The organism is Variovorax palleresanus (assembly GCF_051144945.1).
Taxonomy (GTDB): Bacteria; Pseudomonadota; Gammaproteobacteria; order Burkholderiales; family Burkholderiaceae_C; genus Variovorax; species Variovorax paradoxus_S.
Map to the genome: position 1 here is coordinate 4,064,675 of NZ_JBJNVP010000002.1, position 26,094 is coordinate 4,090,768.

The following is a 26,094-nucleotide window of genomic DNA, read 5'->3' on the forward strand; positions in this document are numbered from 1 at the left end:
CAGGCTGGCCGGCATGCTCGACTGGAACCCCGCGCTCTACCGTCGCTACGAGGACGAGCGCACCCGACCCGCACAGGAACTCCTGGCGCGGGTGCCGTTGCCGGAGGCCGCCCGCGTGGTCGACCTCGGCTGCGGGCCGGGCAATTCCACCGAGCTGCTGGTCCATCGGTTCCCGACGGCGCAAGTCGCCGGGACCGACAACTCCGAAGCCATGCTGGCCAGTGCGCGCGAGCGCCTGCCGCAGGCGCGCTTCGAGTTGAGCGACATCGCGACCTGGGCGCCGCAAGAAGCGCCCGACCTCATTTATGCCAACGCAGCCCTGCAATGGGTGCCGGACCACGAAAAGCTGATCCCGCGCCTGTTCGCTGCGCTGGCCCCGGGTGGCGTGCTCGCCATCCAGATGCCCGACAACCGCGAGGAGCCCACGCACCGCCTGATGCGCGCCGTGGCGGCCGAGGCGCCCTGGGCCGAGCCCATCGGCGATGCCGACCGGCTGCGCACCTTGCTGCTGCCGCTTGGCGGCTACTACGACCTGCTGGCGCCCGATGCTGCCAAGGTCGATGTGTGGCACACCATCTACCAGCACCCCATGGCCGATGCCGCGGCCATCGTCGAATGGGTGCGCGGCACGGGCCTCAAGCCTTTCGTCGACCGGCTGCCGGCCGACCTGCAGGTCAGCTATCTCGCCGCCTACGAGCGCCGCGTGAACGAAGCCTATCCCGCACGCACCGACGGCAAGCGATTGCTGGCCTTTCCGCGCATGTTCATCGTGGCGCAGAGAAAAGCATGACCCAGAGCATCCATCCCGCCGAAGTGCTGCTTGGCGCGCAAGCCGGCGCCGTGACGCTGCCGGTGTGCGACCACTACAGCGGCGTTGAAGCGCGCATGAAGAAGAGCCTGGCGCTGCAGGCCGAAATGGCCGATGAATTCGGCGCCTGCGTGTTCGACGTCACGCTCGATTGCGAAGACGGCGCCCCGGTGGGCGGCGAGGCGGAACATGCCGCGCTCGTGACCGAACTCGCGCTGGCAGCCAGGCCCGGCATGCGGGTGGGCGTGCGCGTCCATCCGGTCGATCACCCGGCCTTTGCCGGCGACGTGATCACCATTGCGGGCCGCGCCGGCCACAGGCTCAGCCACCTGATGGTGCCCAAGGTCGAGTCCGTGGCCGACGTGGTGCAGGCGGTGGCGGCGCTCGAGGCCGCGGATGCCGACGCGCTGCCGCTGCACGTGCTCATCGAATCGCCGCTGGCCGTGCACAACGCGTTCGAGATCGCGGCGCATCCGCGCGTGCAATCGCTCAGTTTCGGCCTGATGGACTTCGTTTCCGCCCATGCGGGCGCCATTCCCGCCGATGGCATGGGGGCTGCCGGCCAGTTCACGCATCCTCTGGTGGTGCGTGCCAAGCTGGCCATCGCATCCGCGGCGCACGCATACGGCAAGGTGCCGTCGCATTGCGTGGTCACCGAGTTCAACGACACCGGCGCCATGCGCATGGCAGCCCGCAAGGCGGCCACCGAATTCGGCTACACACGCATGTGGAGCATTCATCCGAACCAGATCCGGCCCATCCTCGAGGCTTTTGCGCCGGACGAGGCGCAGATTCAAATTGCCACAAAAATCATTACAAATGCGGCCCTCGCAAATTGGGCTCCGACCCAAATCGATGGCACATTGCACGACCGCGCGAGCTATCGCCATTTCTGGCAAGTGCTGACGCGTGCCCACGCAACAGGGCGCGTGTTGCCTCCAGAGGCCAAAGCCTGGTTTGCACTCGCGGCCTCCTGAAACTCCTGAATCCAGCCTCAAGGAAACACCCATGAAGAAAATTGTTCTGATCGCAGCCCTGGCCCTGGCGGTCCCGTTTGCCGCCACGGCGCAGACCACCGCCCCCAAGGCCGAAGCCAAGAAGGCGCCCCCCAAGAAGCAGGTCACCCGCAAGGCCGCCAAGGCCGTCGAGGAAGTCACGCCTATCGCCGATGAAACCAATATCGTGCTGACCGACGCCGACCTCGAAGTCGCCAAGCGCGTTTCGCTCGGCAGGGCCCAGTGCGAACTCGGCGCCGACGTGACCGTGGCGGCCGACGAGAAGAAGCCTGGCTTCTTCAATGTGTCGACCAAGGGCCTGAAGTACCGCATGCACCCGGTCGAAAGCCGCACCGGCGCCATCCGCCTCGAAGACCCCCGCGCTGGCGCCATGTGGCTGCAGCTCGGCAACAAGTCGATGCTGATGAACCAGAAGGCGGGCCTGCGCATTGCCGACGAATGCCAGACGGCGGAGCAGGTTGCGTTTGCCGAAGAAATGAAGAAGAACCCGCCGAAGAGCCTGTTCGAAGGCGCTGACGCAGCCAAGAAGTAAGAGTCCCCACACGGGGTGCGGCGCGGCTCTTGCTTGCCGTACCGCACGCCCGCCAGCCCAGTTTCCGGAGAAAAGAAGATGTTGCAAGCCTACGTTGACCATGTTGCCGAACGCGCCGCGCTCGGTATTCCGCCGCTGCCATTGAGCGCGAAGCAAACCGCCGAAGCCATCGAGCTCCTCAAGAGCGCGAATGCCAAGGACGGTGCTTTCCTGCTCGATCTGCTCACCTATCGCGTGCCCGCCGGCGTCGATGACGCGGCCAAGGTCAAGGCGAGCTACCTGGCGGCCGTGGCCCACGGTACCGAGAAGAACGCGTTCATTTCGCGTGCCCGTGCCACCGAATTGCTCGGCACCATGCTCGGCGGCTACAACATCAGCCCGATGATCGACCTGCTCGACGACGCCGAAGTAGGCGCCGCGGCGGCCGAAGGCCTGAAGAAAACCCTGTTGATGTTCGACCAGTTCCACGACGTCAAGGAAAAGGCCGACAAGGGCAACGCCCACGCCAAGGGCGTGCTGCAAAGCTGGGCCGATGCCGAGTGGTTCACCAGCCGCCCCGAAGTGCCGCAAAGCATCACCGTCAGCATCTTCAAGGTGGCCGGTGAAATCAACACCGACGACCTGTCGCCCGCACCCGATGCGACGACGCGTCCCGACATTCCGATGCACGCCCTGGCGATGCACAAGAACGCCCGCCCCGGCATCGTCCCTGAAGAAGACGGCAAGCGCGGCCCTGTGAAGTTCATCGAAGACCTGCGCGCGCGCGGCCACCTCGTGGCCTACGCCGGCGACGTGGTCGGCACGGGCTCTTCGCGCAAGAGCGCCACCAACTCGGTGCTGTGGTTCACCGGCGAAGACATTCCCTTCGTGCCGAACAAGCGCTTCGGCGGCGTCTGCCTCGGCGGCAAGATCGCTCCCATCTTCTACAACACGATGGAAGACTCGGGCGCACTGCCCATCGAGCTCGACGTGACGCAGATGAACATGGGCGACGTGGTCGAGCTGCGTCCCTACGAAGGCAAGGCCTTGAAAGACGGCAAGGTCATCGCCGAATTCCAGGTCAAGAGCGACGTGCTGTTCGACGAAGTGCGCGCCGGCGGCCGCATTCCGCTGATCATCGGCCGCGGCCTCACGGCCAAGGCGCGCGAAGCGCTGGGCCTGCCCGTCTCCACGCTGTTCCGTCTGCCGCAAAGCCCGGTCGACACCAAGAAGGGCTTCTCGCTCGCACAGAAGATGGTCGGCCGCGCCTGCGGCCTGCCTGAAGGCCAGGGCGTTCGCCCGGGCACGTATTGCGAACCCAAGATGACCTCGGTCGGCTCGCAGGACACCACCGGCCCGATGACGCGCGACGAGCTGAAAGACCTGGCCTGCCTGGGCTTCTCGGCCGACCTCGTGATGCAGTCGTTCTGCCACACGGCAGCGTACCCGAAGAAGGTCGACGTCAAGATGCACCATGAACTCCCCGATTTCATGGCCAACCGCGGCGGCGTTTCGCTGCGTCCGGGTGACGGCGTGATCCACAGCTGGCTCAACCGCCTGCTGACGCCCGACACCGTGGGCACCGGCGGCGACAGCCACACCCGCTTCCCCATCGGTATCAGCTTCCCGGCCGGTTCGGGCCTCGTGGCCTTCGCGGCCGCCACCGGCGTGATGCCGCTGGACATGCCCGAGTCGGTGCTCGTGCGCTTCAAGGGCAAGATGCAGCCCGGCGTCACGCTGCGTGACCTGGTCAACGCCATTCCGCTGTACGCCATCAAGTCGGGCCTGCTGACGGTGGCCAAGCAAGGCAAGAAGAACATCTTCTCGGGCCGCATCCTCGAGATCGAAGGCCTGCCTGACCTGAAGGTGGAGCAAGCCTTCGAGCTGAGCGACGCCTCGGCCGAACGCTCGGCCGCCGGCTGCACGGTGCACCTGAACAAGGAACCGATTCAGGAGTACATCAACAGCAACATCACGCTGATGAAGTGGATGATTGCCGAAGGCTACGCCGACGCCCGTACGCTGGCACGCCGCATCGCTGCGCAGGAAGCCTGGCTTGCGGACCCGCAACTGCTCAAGGGCGATGCCGACGCCGACTACGCTGCCATCATCGAGATCGACCTGGCCGAGATCCACGAACCCATCGTGGCCTGCCCGAACGACCCTGACGACGTGAAGACGCTGAGCGACGTGGCCGGCGCCGTGATCGACGAAGTGTTCATCGGCTCGTGCATGACCAACATCGGCCACTTTCGCGCCGCGTCGAAGCTGCTCGAAGGCAAGCGCGACATCCCGGTCAAGCTGTGGATCGCGCCACCCACCAAGATGGACGCCCAGCAGCTCACCGAAGAAGGCCACTACGGCGTGTTCGGCAATGCCGGTGCGCGCACCGAAATGCCGGGCTGCTCGCTGTGCATGGGCAACCAGGCACAGGTGCGCGAAGGCGCCACGGTCATGTCGACCAGCACCCGCAACTTCCCCAACCGCCTGGGCAAGAACACCAACGTGTACCTGGGCTCGGCCGAGCTGGCCGCGATCTGCTCGCGCCTGGGCCGCATCCCGACGCGGGAAGAGTACATGGCCGCAACCGGCGTGCTCGATGCGTCGAGCGCCCAGATCTACCAGTATCTGAACTTCGACAAGATCGACGACTACAAGACCGAAGCGGCTGCCGTGGCCTGATCCACGCGCTCCGTCGCAACCTGAAGAGCCCCGCTTGCGCGGGGCTTTTTTACGTGCGGCGCAAGTTTGCTTTCTTCAGCCGGCCGCCAATGCGGTCAGCGCCGCGGCCGTCTGCGCATCGGCCGGAAAGAACGACTCCACCGCCAGCTCCTGCAGCGTGACATCGACCGGCGTGCCGAAGATGGTGGTGGTGCTGATGAAGCTCAGCACGCCGTTCGGCGTGGCCAACTGAAACGGCACCACCAGGCCTGAGAATTCGGTGTCCACGGCGGGCGTATCGTGGCTTACCTGGGGCGTGGGGTAGGCCTCGAGTTCGTCGTGCAGGGCCTGCAGCGCCGTGTCGCCCGTGGCTGCGATCTGCTGCTGCAATCGCTCGAGCAGATGGGAGCGCCACTGCGCCAGATTGGCAATGCGCGAGGCCAGGCCGTCGGGATGCAGGCTCAGCCGAAGCACGTTGATGGGCGGCTTCACCAGTTCGGGTGCGGCGCCGGCCATCAGCATCGGCACCAGCGCGTTGTGCGCCACCAGATTCCAGTGGCGATCGACCGCCAATGCGGGAAAAGGCTCATGGCCCTTGAGCACCAGGTCCACCGCGCGCCGTGCCGACGCCATGGCGGGGTCGTCGAGCGAGCGTTGCCTGTACATCGGCGCAAATCCCGCCGCCACCAGGAGCGCATTGCGTTCGCGCAGGGGCACTTCGAGCCGCTCGGCCAGACGAAGCACCATTTCGCGGCTGGGTGCGGCGCGGCCGGTTTCCACGTAGCTCAGGTGGCGGGTCGAGACCTCGGCTTCCTGAGCCAGGTCGAGCTGGCTCAGCCGGCGGCGGGTGCGCCAATGCCGCAGGTGGACGCCGAACGGGTCGCGCGCGCCGGGCTGGCTGGCCTTGGACGAGTGGGTGCGGGAAGTGTTCATGGCCCCGATTCTGGCGTGGCGCCGCGACCGCGCCATGACCTCACAGGTTATCGACCGTGTGCGCACCCTTCGGAATCATTGGCTCCAACGCGGCAGGACAGGCTTGCGGCGTAACCACCCAAAGGAGATTCTCATGTCCGTCTTTGCATCCCCCCGCTTCCTGCCCAACGTGATGTGGGCCGACGCGGCCTCCTGTGCCGCGACCGGTGCGCTGCAGGTTGCGTTCACCGGCGCGCTCGCGCGGCTGATCGGATTGCCGGCGCCGCTGCTCCTGGGAACGGGCGTGTTCCTGCTGGCCTACGCGGCCGCCGCCGGTTTCATGGCCAGCCGCCGCACGCCGCCTCGCATGCTGATCGGCCTCGTGGTGGCCGGCAACTTCGGCTGGGCCGCGGGGTGCATCGCGCTTCTGATGAGCGGCGTGTTCGCAGTCACCGCGCTGGGCATGGCGTGGGTGCTGGCGCAGGCCCTCTGCGTGGTGGTGCTGGCCGAACTGCAATGGACCGGTTTGCGCCGCAGTGCGCGAAGCCCGGGGACGGACTTAGTCCCCGACTACAGCAATTGACATTGATCCCCGCTATCCTTGAGGCGCTTCCACGAACCAACAGGAGTTCCTCAATGGCCAAAGCACCGGCACACGCCTTTGCGTCCACCCTCAAGACCTTCAAGACCGCATCGGGGAAAGCCGGCAAATACTGGTCGCTCAAGGAGCTGGCCAGGCAATATCCCACCGTCGAACGCCTGCCGGTGTCGATTCGTATCGTGCTCGAATCGGTGCTGCGCAATTGTGACGGGCAGAAGGTCTCGCCCAAGCACGTGGAAGAGCTGGCCCATTGGTCGCCCAACGCAGAACGCACCGACGAAATTCCGTTTGTCGTGACCCGGGTGGTGCTGCAGGACTTCACCGGCGTGCCGCTCCTGGCCGACCTGGCCGCGATGCGCAGCGTGGCCGCCAAGCTCGGCAAGTCGCCCAAGACCATCGAGCCGCTGGTGCCGGTCGATCTGGTGGTCGACCACTCGGTGATGGTCGACTACTACGGCACGCCCAAGGCGCTCGACCTGAACATGAAGCTGGAGTTCCAGCGCAACAACGAGCGCTACCAGTTCATGAAGTGGGGCATGCAGGCCTTCGACACCTTCCGCGTCGTGCCGCCGGGCTTCGGCATCGTGCACCAGGTCAACCTCGAATACTTTGCGCGCGGCGTCTACAAGAGCTCGAGCGACAACGCCGAAGTTCCCACCTACTACCCCGACTCGCTGGTGGGCACCGACAGCCACACCACCATGATCAACGGCGTGGGCGTGGTCGGGTGGGGCGTGGGCGGCATCGAGGCCGAGGCCGCCATGCTGGGCCAGCCGGTGTACATGCTGACGCCCGACGTGGTGGGCTTCGAACTCACCGGCAAACTGCGCGAAGGCGTCACGGCCACCGACCTGGTGCTGTTTGTCACCGCGATCCTGCGGGCCGAAAAAGTGGTGGGCAAGTTCGTCGAATTCTTCGGCCCCGGCGCCGCCTCCATCGCCGTGCCCGACCGTGCCACCATCGGCAACATGGCGCCCGAATACGGCGCCACCATGGGCTTCTTCCCGGTCGATGAAATGACCGTGGCGTATTTCGAAGGCACCGGCCGCACCAAGGAAGAGGTCGAGCGCTTCGAGGCCTACTACAAGGCGCAGGGCCTGTTCGGCATGCCGGCGCCCGGCGACATCGACTACACCAAGATCGTCAAGCTCGACCTCGGCACCGTGTCGCCGAGCCTCGCGGGACCGAAGCGGCCGCAGGACCGCATCGACCTGGGCCACCTGTCGACCAAGTTCTCCGAACTCTTCAGCAAGCCCAACGATGCCAACGGCTTCAACCAGCCGCCCGAGCGGCTGAAGCTGCGCTATCCGCTGACCACGAACGGCCAGGGCGACGACGAGGAAACCGCCCCTCCGCCGCCGGGCGCACCGCGCGACGTGGTCGAGATGGTGGCCAACCGGTCGACCAAGGCGGCTGCCCACGTGAGCGCCACCGCGCCCTCGTCGCCCAAGGGCGGAGTGACCATCGGCAACGGCGACGTGCTGATCGCGGCCATCACCTCGTGCACCAATACCTCCAACCCGAGCGTGATGCTCGCGGCCGGCCTGCTGGCCAAGAAGGCGGTCGAGGCGGGCCTCACGGTCAAGCCGCACGTCAAGACCTCGCTCGCGCCCGGCTCCCGCATCGTCACCGAGTACCTCGAGAAGGCCGGCCTGCTGCCGTATCTCGAAAAGCTCGGCTTCTACCTGGCCGGCTACGGTTGCACCACCTGCATCGGCAATGCGGGCGACCTCACGCCCGAGATCAACGATGCCATCGTCAAGAACGATCTTGTCGGCGCGGCTGTGCTCTCTGGCAACCGCAATTTCGAGGCGCGCATCCATCCGAACCTGAAGGCCAACTTCCTGGCTTCGCCGCCGTTGGTGGTGGCTTTTGCCATTGCCGGCAACGTGATGGTCGACCTCATGACCGAGCCCGTGGGCAAGGGCAAGAACGGCAAGAACATATACCTGGGCGACATCTGGCCGACGCCGAAGGAGATCGACGACAACCTGCGCTATGCGATGAACGCCAAGTCGTTTCGCGAGAACTACGACAAGGTCAAGAGCGATCCGGGCAAGTTCTGGAGCAGCATCGAAGGCACGGCGGGCCAGGTCTACGATTGGCCCACGTCGACCTACATCGCCGAGCCGCCGTTCTTCTCAGACTTCAAGATGGCGCCGCACGCGTCCGACGCAGGCTTCAAGGGCGCGCGCGTCATGGCCCTGTTCGGCGACTCGATCACCACCGACCACATCTCGCCGGCCGGCTCCATCAAGGAAAGCTCGCCCGCGGGCATCTGGCTCAAGGCGCATGGCGTGGCCAAGGCCGACTTCAACAGCTACGGCTCGCGCCGCGGCAACCACGACGTGATGATGCGCGGCACCTTTGCCAACGTGCGCATCAAGAACCTGATGATTCCGCCCGACATCAACGGCACGCAGGAAGAGGGCGGCGTCACGCTGTTCCAGCCCGGCAACCAGAAGATGTTCATCTATGACGCCGCCATGAAATACATGGAACAGGGCGTGCCGACGGTGGTCTTCGGCGGCGAGGAATACGGCACCGGCTCGTCGCGCGACTGGGCCGCCAAGGGCACGCAGCTGCTGGGCATCAAGGCCGTGGTGGCGCGCAGCTTCGAGCGCATCCACCGCGCCAACCTGGTCGGCATGGGCGTGCTGCCGCTGCAGTTCCGCGGCGCCGATTCGTGGCAGACGCTGGCCCTCAAGGGCGACGAAAAAATCGATGTGGTGATCGGCGGGCAGCTCAAGCCGCAGATGGACGTGAAGCTGGTCGTGCACCGCGCCGACGGCTCGCATCAAGAGGTGACGGTGCGCCTGCGCATCGACACGCCGATCGAGGTCGATTACTACAAGCATGGCGGCATCCTGCCGTTTGTGCTCAGGCAACTGCTCGCGGCTTGATTCGCGTCGGCCTCATCTCCGATACGCACGGCCTGCTGCGCCCGCAGGCCGTGGCGGCCCTGCAGGGCAGCGACTTCATCGTCCATGGCGGCGACATCGGCGATGCGGGCATCCTCGACGCGCTTCGGGCCATCGCGCCTCTGACGGTGGTGCGGGGCAACAACGACCGCGAGCCATGGGCATCCCGGATCCCGGAAACGGAGTTCCTGCGGGTCGCCGGGGTGCTCGTCTATGCGATACACGACCTGTCGCAGATCGACATCGACCCTGCGGCTACGGGCGTGCGGGTGGTGGTGTCCGGCCATTCCCACAAGCCGAAGGTCGAGGAGCGCGGCGGCGTGCTCTACGTCAATCCGGGCAGCGCCGGGCCGCGCCGCTTCAAACTGCCGATTGCGGTCGCCGAGCTGATCGTGGTGGACGACGCAGTCACGGCGCGCATCGTCGAACTGGCCTGAGCAGCGAGAAAAGGGCAGAACCAAGCTGGTCGTGCACCGTGCGACGGCTCGCGCCAGGAGGTGACGGTGCGGCTGCGCATCGACACGCCGATCGAGGCGACTACTACAAGCATGGCGGCATCCTGCCGTTCGTGCTCAGGCAATTGCTGGCCAGCTGACGGTGCAAGGGCGCCGGTCTCAGATCGACAAGACAGGGATCGGCACCTTTTCTTTCAGCCGCTGCGTGAAGTAGCGGTCCTGGTAGTAGCGGATCTTGTCGCACTTGACCGGATGCGGAATGCCTTCGTAGAGGAAGACCTCTGTGTCCGGCCCCATGGCCTTGAGCTCCTGCGGCAGCATCAGGGCGCGGCGCTCTTCGGACTCGCTGCGGCTGGTCTCCCTGCCTCTGGTCACGTTCTGTTTGCGCACGGTGGTGTAGCCCAGCATGTCGGAGTAGTCGTTGGCGTCTTGCTGCTCGCGCGGCGCGTAGATGATCTGCAAAGCGTGGTTGGTGATCAGGGTGCGCGCCACTTCCTTGCCATAGGTGGCGTCCAATTGGGCCATGCTCTGGATGATGGGCAGCAGCCGCATGTTGTAGCCCGCCATGTAGCTCACGGCGTTGGCGATGATGTTTACCTTGCCGATGCTGGTGAACTCGTCCATCAGCAGCAGGCACTGGTGCTTGAGCTCCGGATTGTTCTGCGGCAGCTCCTTGGTGTTCACGTTGATGAGCTGGCTGAAGAACAGATTGACGATCAACCGGCTCTCGGCGAGCTTGTTGGGCTGGATGCCGATGTAGATCGTCATCTTCTTCTTGCGCACATCGGTGAGCAGGAAGTCGTCGGCACTGGTGGCCGCGTCGAGCACCGGGTTGATCCAGGCATTGAGCGGTTCTTTGAAGGTGCCCAGGATCGAGGCGAAGGTTTCCGCCGCTTGTGAGAGCAGGTTCGAGAAAGCGGATTGCGCATTGCCGCTCAGGAAGGGCGATTGCGCCAGTTGCTCGTAGAACTTGCGCAGGTCGGTGCCGTTACCGGAAGACAGTTGATAGATTTGCCCGAGCGTGCGTGCGACGCGGAGCGGTTCGGAGATGTCCCGGCCTTTTTCGTCATCCCACCTTTCGAACAGATAAAGCGAAAACGCCATGAATGCGTTGCGCGCCTGGCTGACCCAGAACTTCTGGTCGTCCGCGCCGTCCGGGTACAGCATGGCGGCAATGCTCATCAGGTCAGACACGCGAAACGCCGGATCGCTGGAGACGTAGGTCAACGGATTCCAGCGATGCGACCGTCTGTCTTCCGCGAAGGGGTTGAAAAGATAGACATCCTGCCCCTGTCTCGCGCGCCATCCGCTGGTGAGTTGGTAGTTCTCCTGTTTGATGTCGAGCACCACCATCGACTCCCCGTACTCGAGCAGATTGGGAATGACAATGCCGACGCCCTTGCCCGAGCGCGTGGGGGCCGCAAGAATGACGAACTGCTGGCCCGGCAGGCGCACCAGCTTGCCGTCGAACTTGCCCACCAGAATTCCGTTGTCCGCAGGCTTGAACATGCCGAACTTGCCGAGGTCAGCACCCGTAGCGAAGCGGGCGTCTCCATGGATCGAAGGCGCCTTGGTCCTGGCGAGCAGCGCCAGCAGGCCGAGCCAGAGCAACAGTGGCACGCCAAAGCCAACGTAGCCAGCCAGATGGATTTGCTGCGAGTAGGCGTGGTAAGCGGGCAGTTCCAACGCTTGCCAGTAAGCCGGATATGTATTCCAGGCCAGCGTTCGCGTGTCCAGTTTGAGCAGAAGGAGGGCGAGCCAACCCGACAGGTAAAGCCCCGCTGGAATCGCCGCAAGAAGGGTCAAGGCTGCAGCAGCCCACTTGGCCTTGGTCATTTGAATATCACTTGTAGTTCGCGAGTGCCCAGCACTCGATGCGCAGATGGCTGCGGCGAATCGAAGACGCTTGGATCTGCCATGCGTCTTGAGGCAAGCTGCCTCACTTGAATGTCACCGCCCGAAGGAATCAGTGTTCGAACGGCGTGCTGCCCAGTACTCACGCGTGAGGTCAACTCAATGCAGAACCGGCGAAGTTTGCGTCTGGGCAGGCTGATTCATCTGCTGCGAACGTAGGTTCTGTTGCTGGTTGTGGGCATCGGCGAAGGCTTGCGAACTCTGCGCAAGAGGCGTGTTCAGTGCCACCATCGTGTCGACATCGATCACCTTTGAATGAGCGGTCCCCGGTCGGCCCTGTATGGCGATGAACTTGGCGCCACTGTCGTTCGGCGCTATATCGTCGATGCGCTTGAGCCCGCGATGCTGCGCTTCGGTAGCTATTGCTGCGGCGGCATTCTTGGTGCCCTGATCGGATGGGATGTCGTGCTCGCGATTCCACTTTTCCAAACCTGCCAAGGCTTGCTTGTACAGCGCGTTGCCTGGGTGGCCTTCTTCAGTGAGAGAGCTCATCGCCGCTGCCTTGACGGCGCGCTGCATCGTTGGACCGTGGTAGACAGCAGCCAACTGCTTGGCGTAGTGTGGATCGGTTGCGTAGCCAGCCTTTTGCAGCGCAGCGGCTTCTTTCTCAAGATTTCCCTTGGTGCCCGGATCGAACAGTCCCGACTTGGTATAGCGCGAATTTTCCTGGAGAAACTTCACGCGGTCGTTCAGCGCATCTTCGGTGGAAGCATAGACACGGAACTCCGCATTCACCATCACTTTCTTGCCGTCCAGGAACTCCGGAACAGCGAAGGTCTTGGTAGGGCCGCGCCAGTCTGGCGATGCCTTGATATTGAAGATGTTGTTGGTGCCGGACAGCACCTTCTCGCCCCAGCCCGTTTCCAGTGCGGCCTGCGCCAGGATCAATTCCTTGGACATGCCCGTCTGCTGCGAGACCTTGGCCGCTGCCGGGTATAGATCTGCGATGAATTGCTCTTTGCCATTTTGTTGCGCGGGTGTGGCTACTGCCAATCGGTCCTTGTCACTCATGGTTTGCTCCCTTGGGGTTCTAGATCGTTGTTCAAACGCACGGTGAATTTCTGCACGCGCTCATGATCTGAAGCCAAACGCACATTGCCGGTGATGACGAGGCGATTGCCGCTCCAGACAAAGCGAGTCGCACCCTTGTTCACCCAGGCAGAGTAGGTGGCGGGTATTTCGACATCCTGCAGAAGCTGCACGGCACCCGTGAAGGCATTGAGCTTTACAACGCGCAATCGCGTTTGCGAAAGGCTTTGCGACGCTTGCGTATCGGACTGCAACAGCACATAGAGTGCATCGCCACGTCCGGCGCAATGCGTGGCCCGGCTTTGGTACATGTCTGCAGGCAAGTCAAGCCGTGCAATCCACAGCACACGCTTGCCAGAAGCGTTCGTTGCGTAGACCTCAGGCCTTTGATTCATGCCATCCTCGTCGGCGCTCATGCCGGAGACGCAGCGCCGGCTATGGCCAATGGATGCGGACGCATAAGCTGTGAAATGGTCCGGCAATTTCAGCGCGGCGCTAGATGTTCCAGCCGCATTGTGTTGAACCGGCTTGGCCTGTGTGGGCTGAGCATGAGCCGATACCGAGTGCGTGCTCCAGGCGAGGAATAGCGAGCACAAGGCGAGAAGGTGACTTGAATGGATGCGCTTCATGATGCTATGAAATTAATGGCGATCTGCGCCCATCCCATAGGCGCAAAGGGATGATTTGCCTGGAAGTCAGTCTGTGGTTCAGGCCAACATGACCGGCTGCGCCAGCTGCTGGGTTTGGGACTGCGACGCAGGTTGCTGTGGCGTGGCCTTGTTCATTGCCTGGAGGTAGCCCCTGGAGCTGTCTTCAAGCGATGTGTTCATGGCTTGTACCGTCGGCACATCGATCACCTTGGAATGCGCCGTTCCCGGAGTACCTTGCACCGCAATGAGCTTGCTGCCGTTGCTGCCGAGTGCCACATGATCGATCTGCTCGAACCTGGATTCACAAGCCGATGCGGCCAACGTGCCGGCGGCATTGCGGGTACGTTGATCGGTGGGGATGCCGCGCTCGACGTTGATCTTCTCCAGCCCGGCCAAGGCCTGCTTGTAGAACCCGTTGCCAGGATGCTGGCCATCGTTCAACAACGGCACCGGTCCTGTCTGGCTGCTGAACCACGACCCCGGATGAGTGAGCTTGTCAATTGCGCGGGAAGCGCCCTCATGCAGCGCTTCACCGGTCCGCTCCAGCGCTTCACCTGCCTGCCGAGCACCTGTCTCCACCGTGTCGCGCGCTGCATCGTAGGCCCGCTCGGCCGCGTGGCTGGCCGCCTGTGCGCCCGAAACGACAGCCTTGCCAGTCGTTTTGGCAGCGTCGACGACCGCGGTGCTTGTTGCGTCGTAGGCCTGCCCCGCGGCATGGCCGACTGCCTGGGCGCCGTGCACGGCCGTCTGCGCACCCGACACCATGGCTTGCGTGGCCTTCTCTGCCACCGCCGTGCTGGCCGCATCGGCCACTTGCACACCGAGGCGTACGCCGTTCACGGCGGAGGCCATCGGGATGGCGTTGTTGGCGACCTTGTTCAAATCGACGCGCCCCCGCACCACGTCATTCTTGTAATGCTCGATGGCCGAAGCATAGGCGCGGCCCCGTGCTTCGTTGTTCGCGCTGAGCACCGAATCGCCGATCACCTCGTTGTCCGGCAGGAAGTTGGTGATCGTGTGCGCACCCACATCCGCCGCCAGCAGCGGGTTGGCCGGCAAGGGCGAAGCGCCGATGTAGCGGCCACGCTTCAGGTTCTCGATGTCCTGCGGTGCCGCATAGGTGCGTGTGCTGCCCAGGTGCGGGCCGCCCGCGCCCACCACATCGGTGGCGCGCACATGGTTGACGATATTTGGGTGCGGGGTGTGCACATCGACGCCGTAGCGGTCGAGGTTCTTCAGCGCACCGGGGCCGTACGCATTGAAGGTCTCGGCGTGCAAGCCGGTTCTGGCTGCCGTAATCTCGGCCAGCGTGCCTCCCAGGGAGTGGCCGGTGAGGGAGATGTTGAGGGGAGTGTTGTTGTCCTTGGCGTTTTTCCTGGCAAGCGCGATCGCCTGCTCGGTGAACGCCACCGCATCGTCGAGCTGGTTGTTGCGCCCTGTGAAGACCATGCTTGCATCGGTCAGGCCATCTTTGGCCGACTCCGTGCCGCGATGCGCGATGATGACTTCCTTGGTGTCCACGCGCTGGTAGACCGTGCCCTGATAGTCCGTCTTGGGGTTGTTGGCGACGGCAAGGACGGTGTACTCGATGCTGCTGCCCCTGAGGGTGAATGACTTGTCAGAGCCCGCCAACTTGGAGCGGTCCTCGTAGGAGTCAGCGGACAGGCGTGCATATTCGGCGGCATCGATGCTCATTCGAAGTGCTCCTTGGCAGCCAGGGTGGTGGAGAAGAAGTCGGCTTGAATGCGAGTCGCAACGTAGTTCGTGCCCAAGCTGGAAATGGGCGCCGTCCGAATCGTGAGGCCGGAGGGGAGGGTGACAGTGGAGGGGGTGGAGTTGTCTCCGTAAGCTCTCTTGGCGAAATACTCAGTCTTTGACTGCTGCGCAACGACATCCCTGTCCCACATGCTGGCCCCAAAGCTCACCTCGCCAGCCGTCATCACAGCGCTGAAGGACGAAAACCGCCATCGACAGACCCCCAACCCGTAGTAGTCCTCGTCCTCGGGCCAGTCCATGTACATCGTGCCTTGGTAGATGTTCGCGCTCAAGGCACGCAGCACCACTGGCACGGAGTGGCCCAGCGGATACTTCGCGCCATAGTTGGCTGCGGTGATCGGCGCCTCCGGCACGCAGTTGGTGTCGGTCTCGAAATTCGCATACCCCGCCACCGACTCGAACGGCCCTGGCGCGTCTTCAATGGTCAACGTGATTTCATAGCGCATCTTCGGATGCGGATTGAGTTTGATGTCGGGTTGTTTCATGGACTGTCCGCAGGCGGTTGTAGTGAGAGCAAGAAGGACGGTGAGAGCGGGGATGAGGCGCTTCATGGCCATCTAACCCCGCAACGCGCGTGAGCTGTGCGCGAGTCGCTCGAATTGGCGGCAACTGATGAAGTGCATGGCATCTACCGAATTCGTACCGGCAGGCTGCAGGCGGTGTAAAGAGTGCGGCAATCAGTGTCACCACCAACGGGACAGAGTTGCTGATTTGCTCGTTGAATGGCGGCGTTCTGTGAGTCGCCGACATAGATCCCATAACCCTTGGCCCCTACCACCATCGCCACGCATTCGTTGGCATATGAGGCTTCAACCTTGCAGGGCGATCCACCATTGGTTGCGCAATCGGACAATGCTGCTTGCTCTGCCTCTCTTTTGCTTGTCTTGTCGACGGCAGTCCCAAGAATTCCTTTGGGCTTATCGCCTGCAATCGCTCCCCACCTGCGCTCCCACTGCTGAGGCGGAGGCTGGGGTGCTCGTTGCTGTCCATAGCCCGGGATCGGGGAGCAAACAATCGCTGCTGCCCGGCCGTTGTTGTGGTCGATGGTGCCCGGTGGACAAAACCCACCCTCGGCATGCGCGGCGCTGGCACACAGCAGCCACAAACCCACGATCAGCAGCCTGTACAAGAGATGTGCTGGCATGGTCACGCCCCATCCACGTTGAGCGCTCGCGCTGGTGGTGCCGTCGTCCTGGTGGTATCTATGGAATCAGTAACGGGTGGTGTGTTGCCCGCAATGCGGGTTGCAGCACTGCCAGGGTTGCCTCCATACCCACCACGATCAGCTTGATTTCCAGCATCCACTCCTCGCCCCGCATTCGTCTGCTGCGGCCCCCCAAAAGTCCCCGGCGCCTGCCCCCCCGGCCCCTGCTGCGCACCGGCCCCGCCACCGAGCACCGAGCTCGTATAGAACTGCCCCAGCGTCCCCCCAAAGAACTGCGCCGCCGCCGCAGGCGCGGTCACCAGCAGCACCGTCAGCAGCAGCCCGATGCCCCCTTGCAGCATCGCCTGGCTGGTCAGGCCCGTGCTTCCACCCACGCCCAGAAAGCTGGTGATCGCCTTGCTAGCCCACAGCCCCGCGGCAATGCGCAGGTTCAACTCCAGCACCAGCGACACCATGAAGCTGAGCACCGCCATCGAGAACAGCAGCCCGATGCCGTACAGCAGCCACTTGTGAAACAGCGACTCGGTCTGCTTGAAAATCAGGCACAGGATGAACAGCGGCCCCAGGCTGATGAACAGCGCCAACCCCACCTGGTAGGTCAGCAGTAGCGCCCCGGCCGTTATCGCCGGGCTGGACACGCCCAGCGCACCCACGAGCGAGGAGACGCCCACGCTGGTGACATTGGAGCCGCTGGTGCTCACGTCCAGGCCCTGCGCGTTGTCGATGGCCGACATGACCACCTGGGTGAGCACCAGGTTCTTGTCAATGGCCGAGACCGGTGATTCCTTCTCGCCGGTGACCATGTAGTTGATCTCCTTGAGCAGACCATCCGTGAAGATCGAATGCAGGTCCGAGCCCCCAAGGGCCATGGTGCTTGCGGCGATCACGATCAAAGCGTTGCGGCTCATACATGACTGGACGCTTGCAATCCATGCGCCGAACATTTTGTTTGCTATCGGATGGATAGCCGGGGTCGCGGTATTCATGGGCGTTAGCAGTGATTCGACTTGTGAATGGGGATCTCAGCGAGACATCGCAGGCGCCGCTTGCTGCGCGGCCTGCTGGTTGTTGTGCTGAGGGGCTTGCTGCTGCGCCTGCTGTACGACTGTGAACGCCTGTGAGCTTTGCGCTACTGGCGTGTTCAGTGCCACCATCGTGTCCACTACGACCACCTTTGAGTGCACCGCTCCCGGTTTGCCCTGCACGGCGATGAGCTTGTCGCCAGGTTCGTTGGGCTCCACATGGTCAATCCGCGTGAGCCGGTGCTGATGAGCTTCCACAGCCAACGCAGCGGCGGTATTCCTGGTGCTCTGGGGATCCACCTTGATGTGGTGATCGTGATTCCACTTCTGCAACTTGTGCAACGCCTGCTCGTAGAGCCCATGCCCGGGGTGACCGGCAGACGTGATCGTCGCTGCGCTCGAACCTGTCGAACTCAGCGCCAAGCCGCCCTTCGATTGGAGTTCGCCTAGGTACTTGTTGCTGTCGTCCCTCAACTGACCAAGAAATTTGTTGTACTCGGCAGGGTTGGTGTTCCATGCCTTGTAGATACTGGCAACGTCACCGGATTTGGCCGTTGCTTTTTTATCCAGATAAATGGCAATGCCGTGTTCTATGTTGGAGTTCAAATCAAAGCGATTGAACTCGCCCAACTTGTGCCCGTTGATCCTGGAGGTTCCATCCAAGCGCTGATGCGCATCCTTGGCCGTTGAGTCGGTAATCTGAAAAACGCCGGATGCCGACGACTGATGCCCGGGCGTTGCTGCATCCGGATTGAACCTCGACTCGACCTTGGCGATGGCGATGAGGTTTGCCGTGTCGCGATCCGGCAGCCCATACGTATGAGCCTTGCTGACGATCATGTCAATCACCTTTTGCTTGACCTCGTCGGACGCGCCTCCTGCCTCGCGGGAGAAGCCTCCGACGCGACCGACGGCCGTGTCGATCGGATCCTTGTAGTGGCTGTGGTTGGTCATGATCCTCTCCTATTTGGTTGAAGTGACTCTGTCGATCGAAATTGATTTGTCCTCTTGAGAGTCGTTGAGCAGGCGCTCAAGCTCTTTTGAGAGTTTCTTGTGTGGCAATTGCAGCGAGCGCGTGGCAGACTGGGTAGAGCCGATCAGCCTTCCGCGCGTCGTGTAGACATCCATCCATTCGCAGGTCGAGCAACTGCCAAAGTTAGAGCTGTATGCAATGACATAGAAGTCGCTTTTTACTGGATTGCAACTCAATTGGTTAACAAACGACTCATCCATATTTTTAAGAGGCTTCGGAGCGTATTTGATAGAGATACTGACTCGGGAATCAGCCTCTTTGAAGATCAGCTTCTGGGTGCAATGAGGTGGAGCGCCGTCGCTGCTGGCGGAACAGGCGGTTTGAATCAAAACCTCCGATTCACCACAAACCAGAGCATTCGCCCTTGAAGGAGGGGAAGTCGTTTCCCCTGCCAAGCTGGATACCGAGAAGCACGCGATCGTGATCAGCGAAAAGATCAGAGTGGATCGAAGGAGGAGCGAGCGAACGAGGTTTGATGCCCCAATCGCTCGTAAGTTGGTAGGTGGGATCAAAGCATCCATGGCGTGGTCCGAGTTTGGCTCGCTATTGAATCCGAACCGGCAGGCTGCAATCGGTGTAGTCAACCTGACAGCTGGCGTCACCAGAGCGTTGACACTTTTGCATGCCTTCCTGGATGGCGTCATCTAGTTTTGGTTTCTGAATCGCTACATACGAATGGTCAGAAACTACGTAAGCGATGCAACCATTCCCATACCAAGCTTCCATCTTGCAGTTGATCCCACCCTTCGCTTGGCAGCCGTTCAGTGCAGCTTGCTCCGCCGTAGCACGGCTTGGCATTTTTGAAGATGTGCCTATTGCGCCTTTTGAAGCATCAAGATAAATCGCCCCATATCGATCCCTCCAAACCTCGGCGGGCTGCTGAGGTGCTCGCTGTTGCCTGTTATCCGGCCCGCACATGTTGAGACCGGGACCCGAGCCATAAGCAATCTGCCCGGGAGGGCATTGCTGGGCAAGCGCGGTGCCGCCCCAGAACATCCAGAGACTTGCCACCAGCAGTCTGTACAAGAGATGTGCTGACATGGGTTACGCCCCATCCGCATTGAGGGCCCTTGAAGGTGGTGGTGCAGAAGCAGCCCTGATTTCATCGTGTCGGGGTTCTGTCGAGGTGCGGGGAGGTGGGAGGGATGTAGTTGTGGGAACCTGACTCGATTGCCCAGGGATATTCGCCGGCTGCTGCGCCCCCGCCCCATAAGGCCCAGGAGCTCCCCCACCCGGTGCCACCGCGCTCTGACCGCTGCTTCCGCCACCGAGCACCGACTGGTGATAAAACTGCCCCAGCGTCCCCCCAAAGAACTGCGCCGCCGCCGCAGGCGCGGTCACCAGCAGCACCGTCAGCAGCAGCCCGATGCCTCCCTGCAGCATCGCCTGGCTGGTCAGGCCCGTGCTGCCGCCCACGCCCAGAAAGCTGGTGATCGCCTTGCTCGCCCACAGCCCCGCGGCAATGCGCAGGTTCAACTCCAGCACCAGCGACACCATGAAGCTGAGCACCGCCATCGAAAACAGCAGCCCGATGCCATACAGCAGCCACTTGTGAAACAGCGACTCGGTCTGCTTGAAGATCAGGCACAAGATGAACAAGGGACCCAGGCTGATGAACAGCGCCAACCCCACCTGGTAGGTCAGCAGCAGCGCCCCGGCCGTTATCGCCGGGCTGGACACGCCCAGCGCACCGACGAGCGAGGAGACGCCCACGCTGGTGACGTTGGAGCCGCTGGTGCTCACGTCCAGGCCCTGCGCGTTGTCGATGGCCGACATGACCACCTGGGTGAGCACCAGGTTCTTGTCGATGGCCGAGACGGGCGATTCCTTCTCGCCGGTGACCATGTAGTTGACCTCCTTGAGCAGACCGTCCGTGAAGATCGAATGCAGGTCCGAGCCCCCAAGGGCCATGGTGCTTGCGGCGATCACGATCAAGGCGTTGCGGCTCATGCTGGCCACCAGAGCAATCATCGGCTCGCGCGACTGGCCGGTGAGGATGCGGAAGCCCTGAATCAGAATCCACAACGTGAGCAGCACCAGGGCGACGGTGCTGACCCAGGTCGTGGTGAGGACACTGCGCACGCGCGCCTTGACCCGTGCGGCCATCTCGTCGTGCACGCGAAACAACTCGGCTGCGATCAAATCGAAGGCTGATGGTGTGGTATTCATGGTCGGTGAGAGGCGTTGGGGCTATGAACCAAAGCGCTGATGCGCGTGCTCAACTCACGCCAGAGCCGGCCCGGTTTGTGCCTGGACTGGCCGATTCACCTGCTGGGACTGCTGGTTCTGCTGCAGGCTGTGCGCCTCGACGAAGGCTTGCGAGCTTTGCGCAAGGGGCGTATTCAGCGCCACCGTCGTGTCCACACCGATCACCTTGGAAAGCGCGGAGCCCGGCGTACCTTGCACCGCAATGAGCTTCTCGCCGTTGTCGCTCACGGCCACATGATCGATCTGCCTGAATCTGGATTCACAAGCTGAAGTGGCCAACGTGCCTGCGGCATTGCAGGTGCGTGGATCGGAGGGGATGCCGCGCTCGACGTTGATCTTCTCCAGCCCAGCCAAGGCCTGCTTGTAGAGTCCGTTGCCAGGATGCTGGCCATCGTCCAGCAACAACGGCACCGGTCCTGTCTGGCTGCTGATGAACCACGACCCTGGACGGATGCGCCTCTCGATCGCGCGGGACGCGCCTTCGCGCAGCGTTTCACCGGTCCGCTCCAACGCCTCGCCTGCCTGCCGGGCGCCCGTTTCCAGGGAGCCGCGTACTGCATCGTAGGCCTGCCCCGCAGCATGGCCGACGGCCTTCACGCCGTGGCCGGCCATTTGCCCGGCCTGCATCCCGCTTTGCAGCGGAACAGACGCGATGGCACGGGCGCCGTATACGTCGTTGCGGTAGCGATCGATCATGCCTTGATGGGCGTGATAATGCGTTTCGTTCTCGCGCGAGATGATCGAGCGACCCAGCGTCTTTCCGTCGGGCACGAAGTTGTCGATGAAATGCGCGCTGAAATCGGTTGCCTTGGCGGGATTGCGAGCACTCAGAGCGCCGCCGTCGTCGCGGTACCCGGCCTTGCCCAGCGTGTCGATATCCTGCTGGACCGCGTAGACCCGCACCTCGCCAAAATGCGCACTGGCTGCGCTTACCGCATCGCCTGCGCGAACATGGTTGATGACTTGGTGGCCGCCTTTCGGAACGCCATGCACCAGCCCCGCAGCGCCAAAGGCGTTGAAGGTCTCGCCCTTGAGGCCGAACTTGTGGGCGTGAAGTTCGGCCAGAGTGCCGCCCAGTGAGTGGCCGGTGACAGTGACATTGAGAGGCTGATTGCTCTTTTCTGCATCGGCCTTTGCCTTGTCCAGCACCTTTTGCGTGAAGGCGTTCGCGTCAAGTGCCTGGGCATTGACGCCCGCCAATGCCATGCCAGCATCGACGAGGCCGTCTTGCATCGGCTCGCGGCCAAATTCGGTACCGCGAAAAGCAATGACCACCTCGCCCGTATCGACCCGCCGGTAGGCCGTTGCTTGAAATCCCGTCCTCGGGTTGTCGGCATGGTCCAGGACTTGATAAGCCACATCTCCCAGGGTGACATCCTTTTTTTGGAGCTCGCGATCCTTGTACGAATCCTGTGCCAGCAGTGCGTAATCCGTGGACGTGATCGTCATTGGAATTTCTCCTTGGCAGTGAGCGTCATCGAGAAGGTGCTCTTCGGCTCTTTGAAATCAGATCGCTGCGCATTGCCGCTGTTGACCCATGGTCGCTCTCCGTCTTTCAATGGAGTGCTTTCGCGGTACGACAACGTGGAGAAATAACGCGTGGCGGACTTGTTCGCCAAGATGTCATTCAGGGCGATGGAGTGGCCGAACACCAAGTTGCCGATCCGCAGGCTGAAGTTGGCGAAGGGCATGGACCAGCGGCAAAGGCCCAGCCCGAAGTAGTCCTCGTCCGTCAACAGATCGACATAGAGTTCACCCTTGTAGACCTTATCGCTCACGCGGCTCAGGGCCATCCAGACATCCTTCTCGGGAGTCAGCGTGGCGCCGCTGAAAGGGGCGAGCGGTACGCAACCACCATTCGCTACTTCATAGCCAGCGGACCCCTCCACGGCATCGAACGGCCCAGGCGCATCCTCGATGGTCAGGGTGATTTCGTAGCGCATCTTGGGATGCGGGTTGAGCTTGATATCGGGTTGTTTCATGGACTGTCCGCAAGCGGAGAAAGTGAGGGTCAAGAGAATGAAGAGGGAGATAGCAAAAAAGCGCTTCATGGCTATCTAACCCTGCAACGCGCATGAGCTGCGCGCGAGTCGCTCGAATTGGTGGCAATTGATGGGGTGCATGGCAACTACCGAATACGCACGGGCAGGCTGCAGGCGGAGTAGTAGACGTGGCAGTTGGTGCGCCCAGCATCACGACATGTCTTCATGCCCAACTCAACGGCCCTGTCTACTGTGGCGGCACTAGGTACGTTGTAGCCACCATCGCCTACAACAACCGCGGCACACTGGTTGTAATACGCAGTGTCAATCTTGCAATTCACCCCGCCTTTAGATCGGCAATCCTGCATTGCCACTTGCGAGGCTTCCTGCTTGCTCCGTTTGTCGGTGGTTGCGCCCAAAGCGCCATTTGGCCCGTCCGTTGCAATCGCTCCCCATCGACGTTCCCATTGCTCGACGGGTTGCTGAGGCGCTTGTTGCTGCCCATACCCCGGGAGCGGCGAGCAAACAATCGCTGCTGCCCGGCCGTTGTTATGGTCGATGGTGCCCGGTGGGCAGAACCCGCCCTCGGCATGTACCCCAAAGCTGACCATCAGCAAACCCAGCCACAGGGCCGCCGTACGTAGCGCGGCCCTCATCGCGCTTCTCCGTCGATATTGAGAGCCTTGGCTGGAATAGACGCGGGTCTGATCTCATCCGCCGGGGGCTGTGATGGCGTGGACGCTCGAGCGCCACTGAGTGGACCATTGACGCCAGTTTGATTTGGATTCGCCGTATCCGTCCTGCTGGGGGCAGGAGCCCCCGCCTCAAAAGTCCCCGGCGCCTGCCCCCCCGGCCCCTGCTGCGCACCGGCCCCGCCACCGAGCACCGAGCTCGTATAGAACTGCCCCAGCGTCCCCCCAAAGAACTGCGCCGCCGCCGCAGGCGCGGTCACCAGCAGCACCGTCAGCAGCAGCCCGATGCCCCCTTGCAGCATCGCCTGGCTGGTCAGGCCCGTGCTTCCACCCACGCCCAGAAAGCTGGTGATCGCCTTGCTAGCCCACAGCCCCGCGGCAATGCGCAGGTTCAACTCCAGCACCAGCGACACCATGAAGCTGAGCACCGCCATCGAAAACAACAGCCCGATGCCATACAGCAGCCACTTGTGAAACAGCGACTCGGTCTGCTTGAAAATCAGGCACAGGATGAACAGGGGGCCCAGACTGATGAACAGCGCCAACCCCACCTGGTAGGTCAGCAGCAGCGCCCCGGCCGTTATCGCCGGGCTGGACACACCCAGCGCACCGACGAGCGAGGAGACGCCCACGCTGGTGACGTTGGAGCCGCTGGTGCTCACGTCCAGGCCCTGCGCATTGTCGATGGCCGACATGACCACCTGAGTGAGCACCAGGTTCTTGTCGATGGCCGAGACGGGCGATTCCTTCTCGCCGGTGACCATGTAGTTGACCTCCTTGAGCAGACCGTCCGTGAAGATCGAATGCAGGTCCGAGCCCCCAAGGGCCATGGTGCTCGCGGCGATCACGATCAAGGCGTTGCGGCTCATGCTGGCCACCAGGGCAATCATCGGCTCGCGCGACTGGCCGGTGAGGATGCGGAAGCCCTTGGTCGGGATGATGAGCGAACGGACCGGTGTTGGGGTATTCATGGGCGCTGGCGGTGACTTGGCTGATGAATGAGAGGCTCAGCGAGCCATCGCAGGCGCCGTCTGCTGTGCGGCCTGCTGGTTGTTGTGCTGAGAAGCTTGCTGCTGCGACTGCTGTACGACTGTGAACGCCTGCGAGCTTTGAGCGACCGGCGTGTGCATCGATTCCGCCGTCGGCACATCGACCACCTTGGAGAGCGCCGCTCCAGGCTTGCCTTGAATCGCGAAGATCGTGCTGTTGTCGTTGCCGCCCAGCGTCATGTGATCGATGCGGGTCAGGCCGCCGCGCAAAGCGGCCACCGCGATGGCGGCAGCGGCGTTGTCGGTCAACTGATCGGGCTTTCGGCCGAACTGGGCATCGATTTTTTCGAGGCCGGACTTGGCCTGCTTGAACAGCGGGCTGTCCTGCAGCGACTGGCCGGGCTCTGGATCGCCAGGCTTGTAGCCGTGGGCGAGCTTTGTTTCCCACTGCGTGGCGGCGGCCTTGCGTTCTTTAAGGGAGTTTTGGCCGCCGTTGATGTCCTCAGTGGCACGGGTGATGTCGTGCTGATGGCCATGGGCCACCACGCGTTCCTTCCAATACTGCACTGCGATCTTGGCCGAGTTCGCGGGCTCTGAAGCCAAATCGGGGTGATTCACGAGGTCCAGGCCAAGCGCCTTGCCATAGCGCTCGTAGTTGTAGCGGCCCGTCAATTGAACAAAGCCGCGACCGTGATACTTCCACCCATCGCCCGGTTCATTGTTGCCAAGATCGCGGCGACCCCCATAGATGGCTTCAGCCACCTTCTCCGAGCCACCCGCGGCAATGGCGCTGGCGTCTTCCTGGGTCATCCCTGGGTGCCGTTTGTGCAGAGCCTTGAACACGTTTTGGCCCGAATAGCGCAGGTTTTCATGCGCTTTAGTAAAGCCATGCGATTCCACCTGCATCTGGCCCATGAAGTTGGCCAGCTCCTTCGCATTTGTGATGCCCGCCCCGTGCGCGGCCTGCAACACGAAGTCGCCGTTTTCTTTGGAATACGGGGCTGCGTGGTGTGCGTTGTGTGGATGCGATGCGTGACGAGTTGGACGTTGTGACATGGTGAGTTCTCCCTGGATGAATCGAACTTCAGCGCGTGCTTGGCAAGCCGTGGGCTTCGATGTCTGCGTCGACCTTCCATTCGGATGTGATGCGTACCAGCTCGGTGTCTTTCGTCTCCACCAGAGTCGACGGCCGGCACGCCATCTCCCGGGCTGCACCTAGCTGACCCTCGCGCTGTACCAACAAGCCCGAGCGGTCGTTGGCGCCTTCAATCGAATAGAGGATGTACTTGTAGTCCTCGTTTCTGAGCGAGTGGGCATAGCCAAACGTGCCACCGGCATAGAACAGGCGCGTGAACGTGAAGGCCTCATGGCTATTGCCGCTAGCCGGATATCTCAGTTCGATTTTTGAAGGTCGCCCATACAGGTAATGGAAGTGCCTTTCACCCTGCGTCGATGCAGGCGATGCGCACAGCGAAACCATCTTGCGGCTGGAGCCTTGCAGCGTGCAAGAGAACACCGGCTCTTCGTTGGCCGCGCACAAGCTGGGTGCCTGCGTCTGTGCCCGCGCGCTCTGCGCAAAGGCATGAAGGCAAACCAGACCGAGAGTGGCGCCGGTGAGAAATGAGGCGATGCGGTTCATGAAGTATTTGCTATGAAAAATTGCTAGTTCGTCGCCGCTTTATCCATGGGTGTTGGCAGCATGCAGCAGTGGCAATTGCAAGAAAAATGAAGCGCACTGCGATAGGGCGC

Annotated in this window: 25 protein-coding genes; 7 read left to right on the forward strand and 18 right to left on the reverse strand. The window is 62.5% G+C overall.

The features are described 5' to 3' along the window. Positions 1–13: 13 nt before the first annotated feature. The 4 genes from tam to ACJ7Z0_RS22900 all read left to right on the forward strand — a co-directional run bounded on the left by tam (position 14) and on the right by ACJ7Z0_RS22900 (position 5,017). Entirely contained in the window at positions 14–790 is a 777-nt protein-coding gene (tam, locus tag ACJ7Z0_RS22885; RefSeq protein ID WP_434791652.1) for a trans-aconitate 2-methyltransferase, read from the forward strand. Next, positions 787–1,785, forward strand: a complete 999-nt coding sequence (locus ACJ7Z0_RS22890; protein WP_434791653.1) for an HpcH/HpaI aldolase/citrate lyase family protein — start codon at positions 787–789, stop codon at positions 1,783–1,785. Before tam ends, ACJ7Z0_RS22890 begins: the two co-directional genes overlap by 4 nt. A gap of 31 nt (positions 1,786–1,816) precedes the next feature. Then, positions 1,817–2,356 (forward strand): hypothetical protein, encoded by a 540-nt coding sequence (locus ACJ7Z0_RS22895; protein WP_431123653.1) that lies wholly within the window; start codon positions 1,817–1,819, stop codon positions 2,354–2,356. A gap of 78 nt (positions 2,357–2,434) precedes the next feature. Further along, the gene (locus ACJ7Z0_RS22900; RefSeq protein WP_434791654.1) at positions 2,435–5,017 is read left to right on the forward strand and encodes a bifunctional aconitate hydratase 2/2-methylisocitrate dehydratase; all 2,583 of its coding nucleotides are present in this window, start codon (positions 2,435–2,437) and stop codon (positions 5,015–5,017) included. Between the two features lie 75 nt (positions 5,018–5,092). Here the strand turns inward: ACJ7Z0_RS22900 and ACJ7Z0_RS22905 are convergent, their stop codons facing one another. Beyond that, on the reverse strand, positions 5,093–5,929 hold the full coding sequence (locus tag ACJ7Z0_RS22905; protein WP_434791655.1) for a helix-turn-helix domain-containing protein: 837 nt from the start codon (positions 5,927–5,929) through the stop codon (positions 5,093–5,095). 133 nt (positions 5,930–6,062) lie between these two features. Here ACJ7Z0_RS22905 and ACJ7Z0_RS22910 point away from each other — a divergent pair, with 133 nt between their 5' ends. Genes ACJ7Z0_RS22910 through ACJ7Z0_RS22920 form a run of 3 tightly spaced genes read left to right on the forward strand, consistent with a single transcriptional unit; the run spans position 6,063 to position 9,867 of the window. After that, positions 6,063–6,491, forward strand: coding sequence for a hypothetical protein (locus ACJ7Z0_RS22910; protein ID WP_434791656.1), 429 nt, complete (start codon positions 6,063–6,065; stop codon positions 6,489–6,491). 53 nt (positions 6,492–6,544) lie between these two features. Then, a complete protein-coding gene (locus ACJ7Z0_RS22915; protein ID WP_434791657.1) occupies positions 6,545–9,412 on the forward strand; it encodes an aconitate hydratase in 2,868 nt (955 codons plus the stop codon). Continuing rightward, positions 9,409–9,867 (forward strand): metallophosphoesterase family protein, encoded by a 459-nt coding sequence (locus ACJ7Z0_RS22920; RefSeq protein WP_434791658.1) that lies wholly within the window; start codon positions 9,409–9,411, stop codon positions 9,865–9,867. Before ACJ7Z0_RS22915 ends, ACJ7Z0_RS22920 begins: the two co-directional genes overlap by 4 nt. Before the next feature lie 177 nt (positions 9,868–10,044). Here the strand turns inward: ACJ7Z0_RS22920 and ACJ7Z0_RS22925 are convergent, their stop codons facing one another. From ACJ7Z0_RS22925 to ACJ7Z0_RS23005, 17 genes are all read right to left on the reverse strand, one after another. Further along, positions 10,045–11,721 carry a type IV secretory system conjugative DNA transfer family protein gene (locus ACJ7Z0_RS22925; protein ID WP_434791659.1) on the reverse strand — a complete coding sequence of 559 codons (1,677 nt, stop codon included), beginning with the start codon at positions 11,719–11,721 and terminating at the stop codon, positions 10,045–10,047. Positions 11,722–11,898: 177 nt separating this feature from the next. Continuing rightward, positions 11,899–12,810: a glucosaminidase domain-containing protein gene (locus tag ACJ7Z0_RS22930; protein ID WP_434791660.1), complete on the reverse strand. Its 912-nt coding sequence runs from the start codon at positions 12,808–12,810 to the stop codon at positions 11,899–11,901. Further along, positions 12,807–13,457 carry a hypothetical protein gene (locus tag ACJ7Z0_RS22935; RefSeq protein WP_434791661.1) on the reverse strand — a complete coding sequence of 217 codons (651 nt, stop codon included), beginning with the start codon at positions 13,455–13,457 and terminating at the stop codon, positions 12,807–12,809. Before ACJ7Z0_RS22935 ends, ACJ7Z0_RS22930 begins: the two co-directional genes overlap by 4 nt. Positions 13,458–13,535: 78 nt before the next feature. After that, positions 13,536–15,173, reverse strand: a complete 1,638-nt coding sequence (locus ACJ7Z0_RS22940) for an XVIPCD domain-containing protein (protein ID WP_434791662.1) — start codon at positions 15,171–15,173, stop codon at positions 13,536–13,538. Next, positions 15,170–15,739 carry a hypothetical protein gene (locus ACJ7Z0_RS22945; RefSeq protein ID WP_434791663.1) on the reverse strand — a complete coding sequence of 190 codons (570 nt, stop codon included), beginning with the start codon at positions 15,737–15,739 and terminating at the stop codon, positions 15,170–15,172. Before ACJ7Z0_RS22945 ends, ACJ7Z0_RS22940 begins: the two co-directional genes overlap by 4 nt. A 143-nt stretch (positions 15,740–15,882) precedes the next feature. Beyond that, the gene (locus ACJ7Z0_RS22950) at positions 15,883–16,398 is read right to left on the reverse strand and encodes a DUF4189 domain-containing protein (RefSeq protein WP_434791664.1); all 516 of its coding nucleotides are present in this window, start codon (positions 16,396–16,398) and stop codon (positions 15,883–15,885) included. 2 nt (positions 16,399–16,400) lie between these two features. Further along, complete coding sequence (locus ACJ7Z0_RS22955; RefSeq protein WP_434791665.1) at positions 16,401–17,327, reverse strand: type IV secretion system protein; 927 nt, start codon at positions 17,325–17,327, stop codon at positions 16,401–16,403. A gap of 114 nt (positions 17,328–17,441) precedes the next feature. After that, positions 17,442–18,395 (reverse strand): XVIPCD domain-containing protein, encoded by a 954-nt coding sequence (locus ACJ7Z0_RS22960; RefSeq protein ID WP_434791666.1) that lies wholly within the window; start codon positions 18,393–18,395, stop codon positions 17,442–17,444. A 9-nt stretch (positions 18,396–18,404) separates the two neighbouring features. Continuing rightward, positions 18,405–18,995, reverse strand: coding sequence for a hypothetical protein (locus ACJ7Z0_RS22965; RefSeq protein WP_434791667.1), 591 nt, complete (start codon positions 18,993–18,995; stop codon positions 18,405–18,407). Positions 18,996–19,017: 22 nt separating this feature from the next. Beyond that, positions 19,018–19,500, reverse strand: a complete 483-nt coding sequence (locus ACJ7Z0_RS22970) for a DUF4189 domain-containing protein (protein ID WP_434791668.1) — start codon at positions 19,498–19,500, stop codon at positions 19,018–19,020. A gap of 18 nt (positions 19,501–19,518) precedes the next feature. Next, entirely contained in the window at positions 19,519–20,643 is a 1,125-nt protein-coding gene (locus ACJ7Z0_RS22975; RefSeq protein WP_434791669.1) for a TrbL/VirB6 family protein, read from the reverse strand. Positions 20,644–20,697: 54 nt separating this feature from the next. Next, positions 20,698–22,131: an XVIPCD domain-containing protein gene (locus tag ACJ7Z0_RS22980; protein WP_434791670.1), complete on the reverse strand. Its 1,434-nt coding sequence runs from the start codon at positions 22,129–22,131 to the stop codon at positions 20,698–20,700. After that, on the reverse strand, positions 22,128–22,733 hold the full coding sequence (locus ACJ7Z0_RS22985) for a hypothetical protein (RefSeq protein ID WP_434791671.1): 606 nt from the start codon (positions 22,731–22,733) through the stop codon (positions 22,128–22,130). Before ACJ7Z0_RS22985 ends, ACJ7Z0_RS22980 begins: the two co-directional genes overlap by 4 nt. A 77-nt stretch (positions 22,734–22,810) precedes the next feature. Continuing rightward, positions 22,811–23,320 carry a DUF4189 domain-containing protein gene (locus ACJ7Z0_RS22990; protein ID WP_434791672.1) on the reverse strand — a complete coding sequence of 170 codons (510 nt, stop codon included), beginning with the start codon at positions 23,318–23,320 and terminating at the stop codon, positions 22,811–22,813. Further along, positions 23,317–24,327, reverse strand: coding sequence for a TrbL/VirB6 family protein (locus ACJ7Z0_RS22995; protein WP_434791673.1), 1,011 nt, complete (start codon positions 24,325–24,327; stop codon positions 23,317–23,319). The genes ACJ7Z0_RS22990 and ACJ7Z0_RS22995 overlap by 4 nt, the downstream gene beginning before the upstream one ends. A 36-nt stretch (positions 24,328–24,363) precedes the next feature. After that, the gene (locus tag ACJ7Z0_RS23000) at positions 24,364–25,401 is read right to left on the reverse strand and encodes an XVIPCD domain-containing protein (RefSeq protein ID WP_434791674.1); all 1,038 of its coding nucleotides are present in this window, start codon (positions 25,399–25,401) and stop codon (positions 24,364–24,366) included. 28 nt (positions 25,402–25,429) lie between these two features. Next, a complete protein-coding gene (locus ACJ7Z0_RS23005) occupies positions 25,430–25,984 on the reverse strand; it encodes a hypothetical protein (RefSeq protein WP_434791675.1) in 555 nt (184 codons plus the stop codon). Between the last annotated feature and the right edge of the window lie 110 nt (positions 25,985–26,094).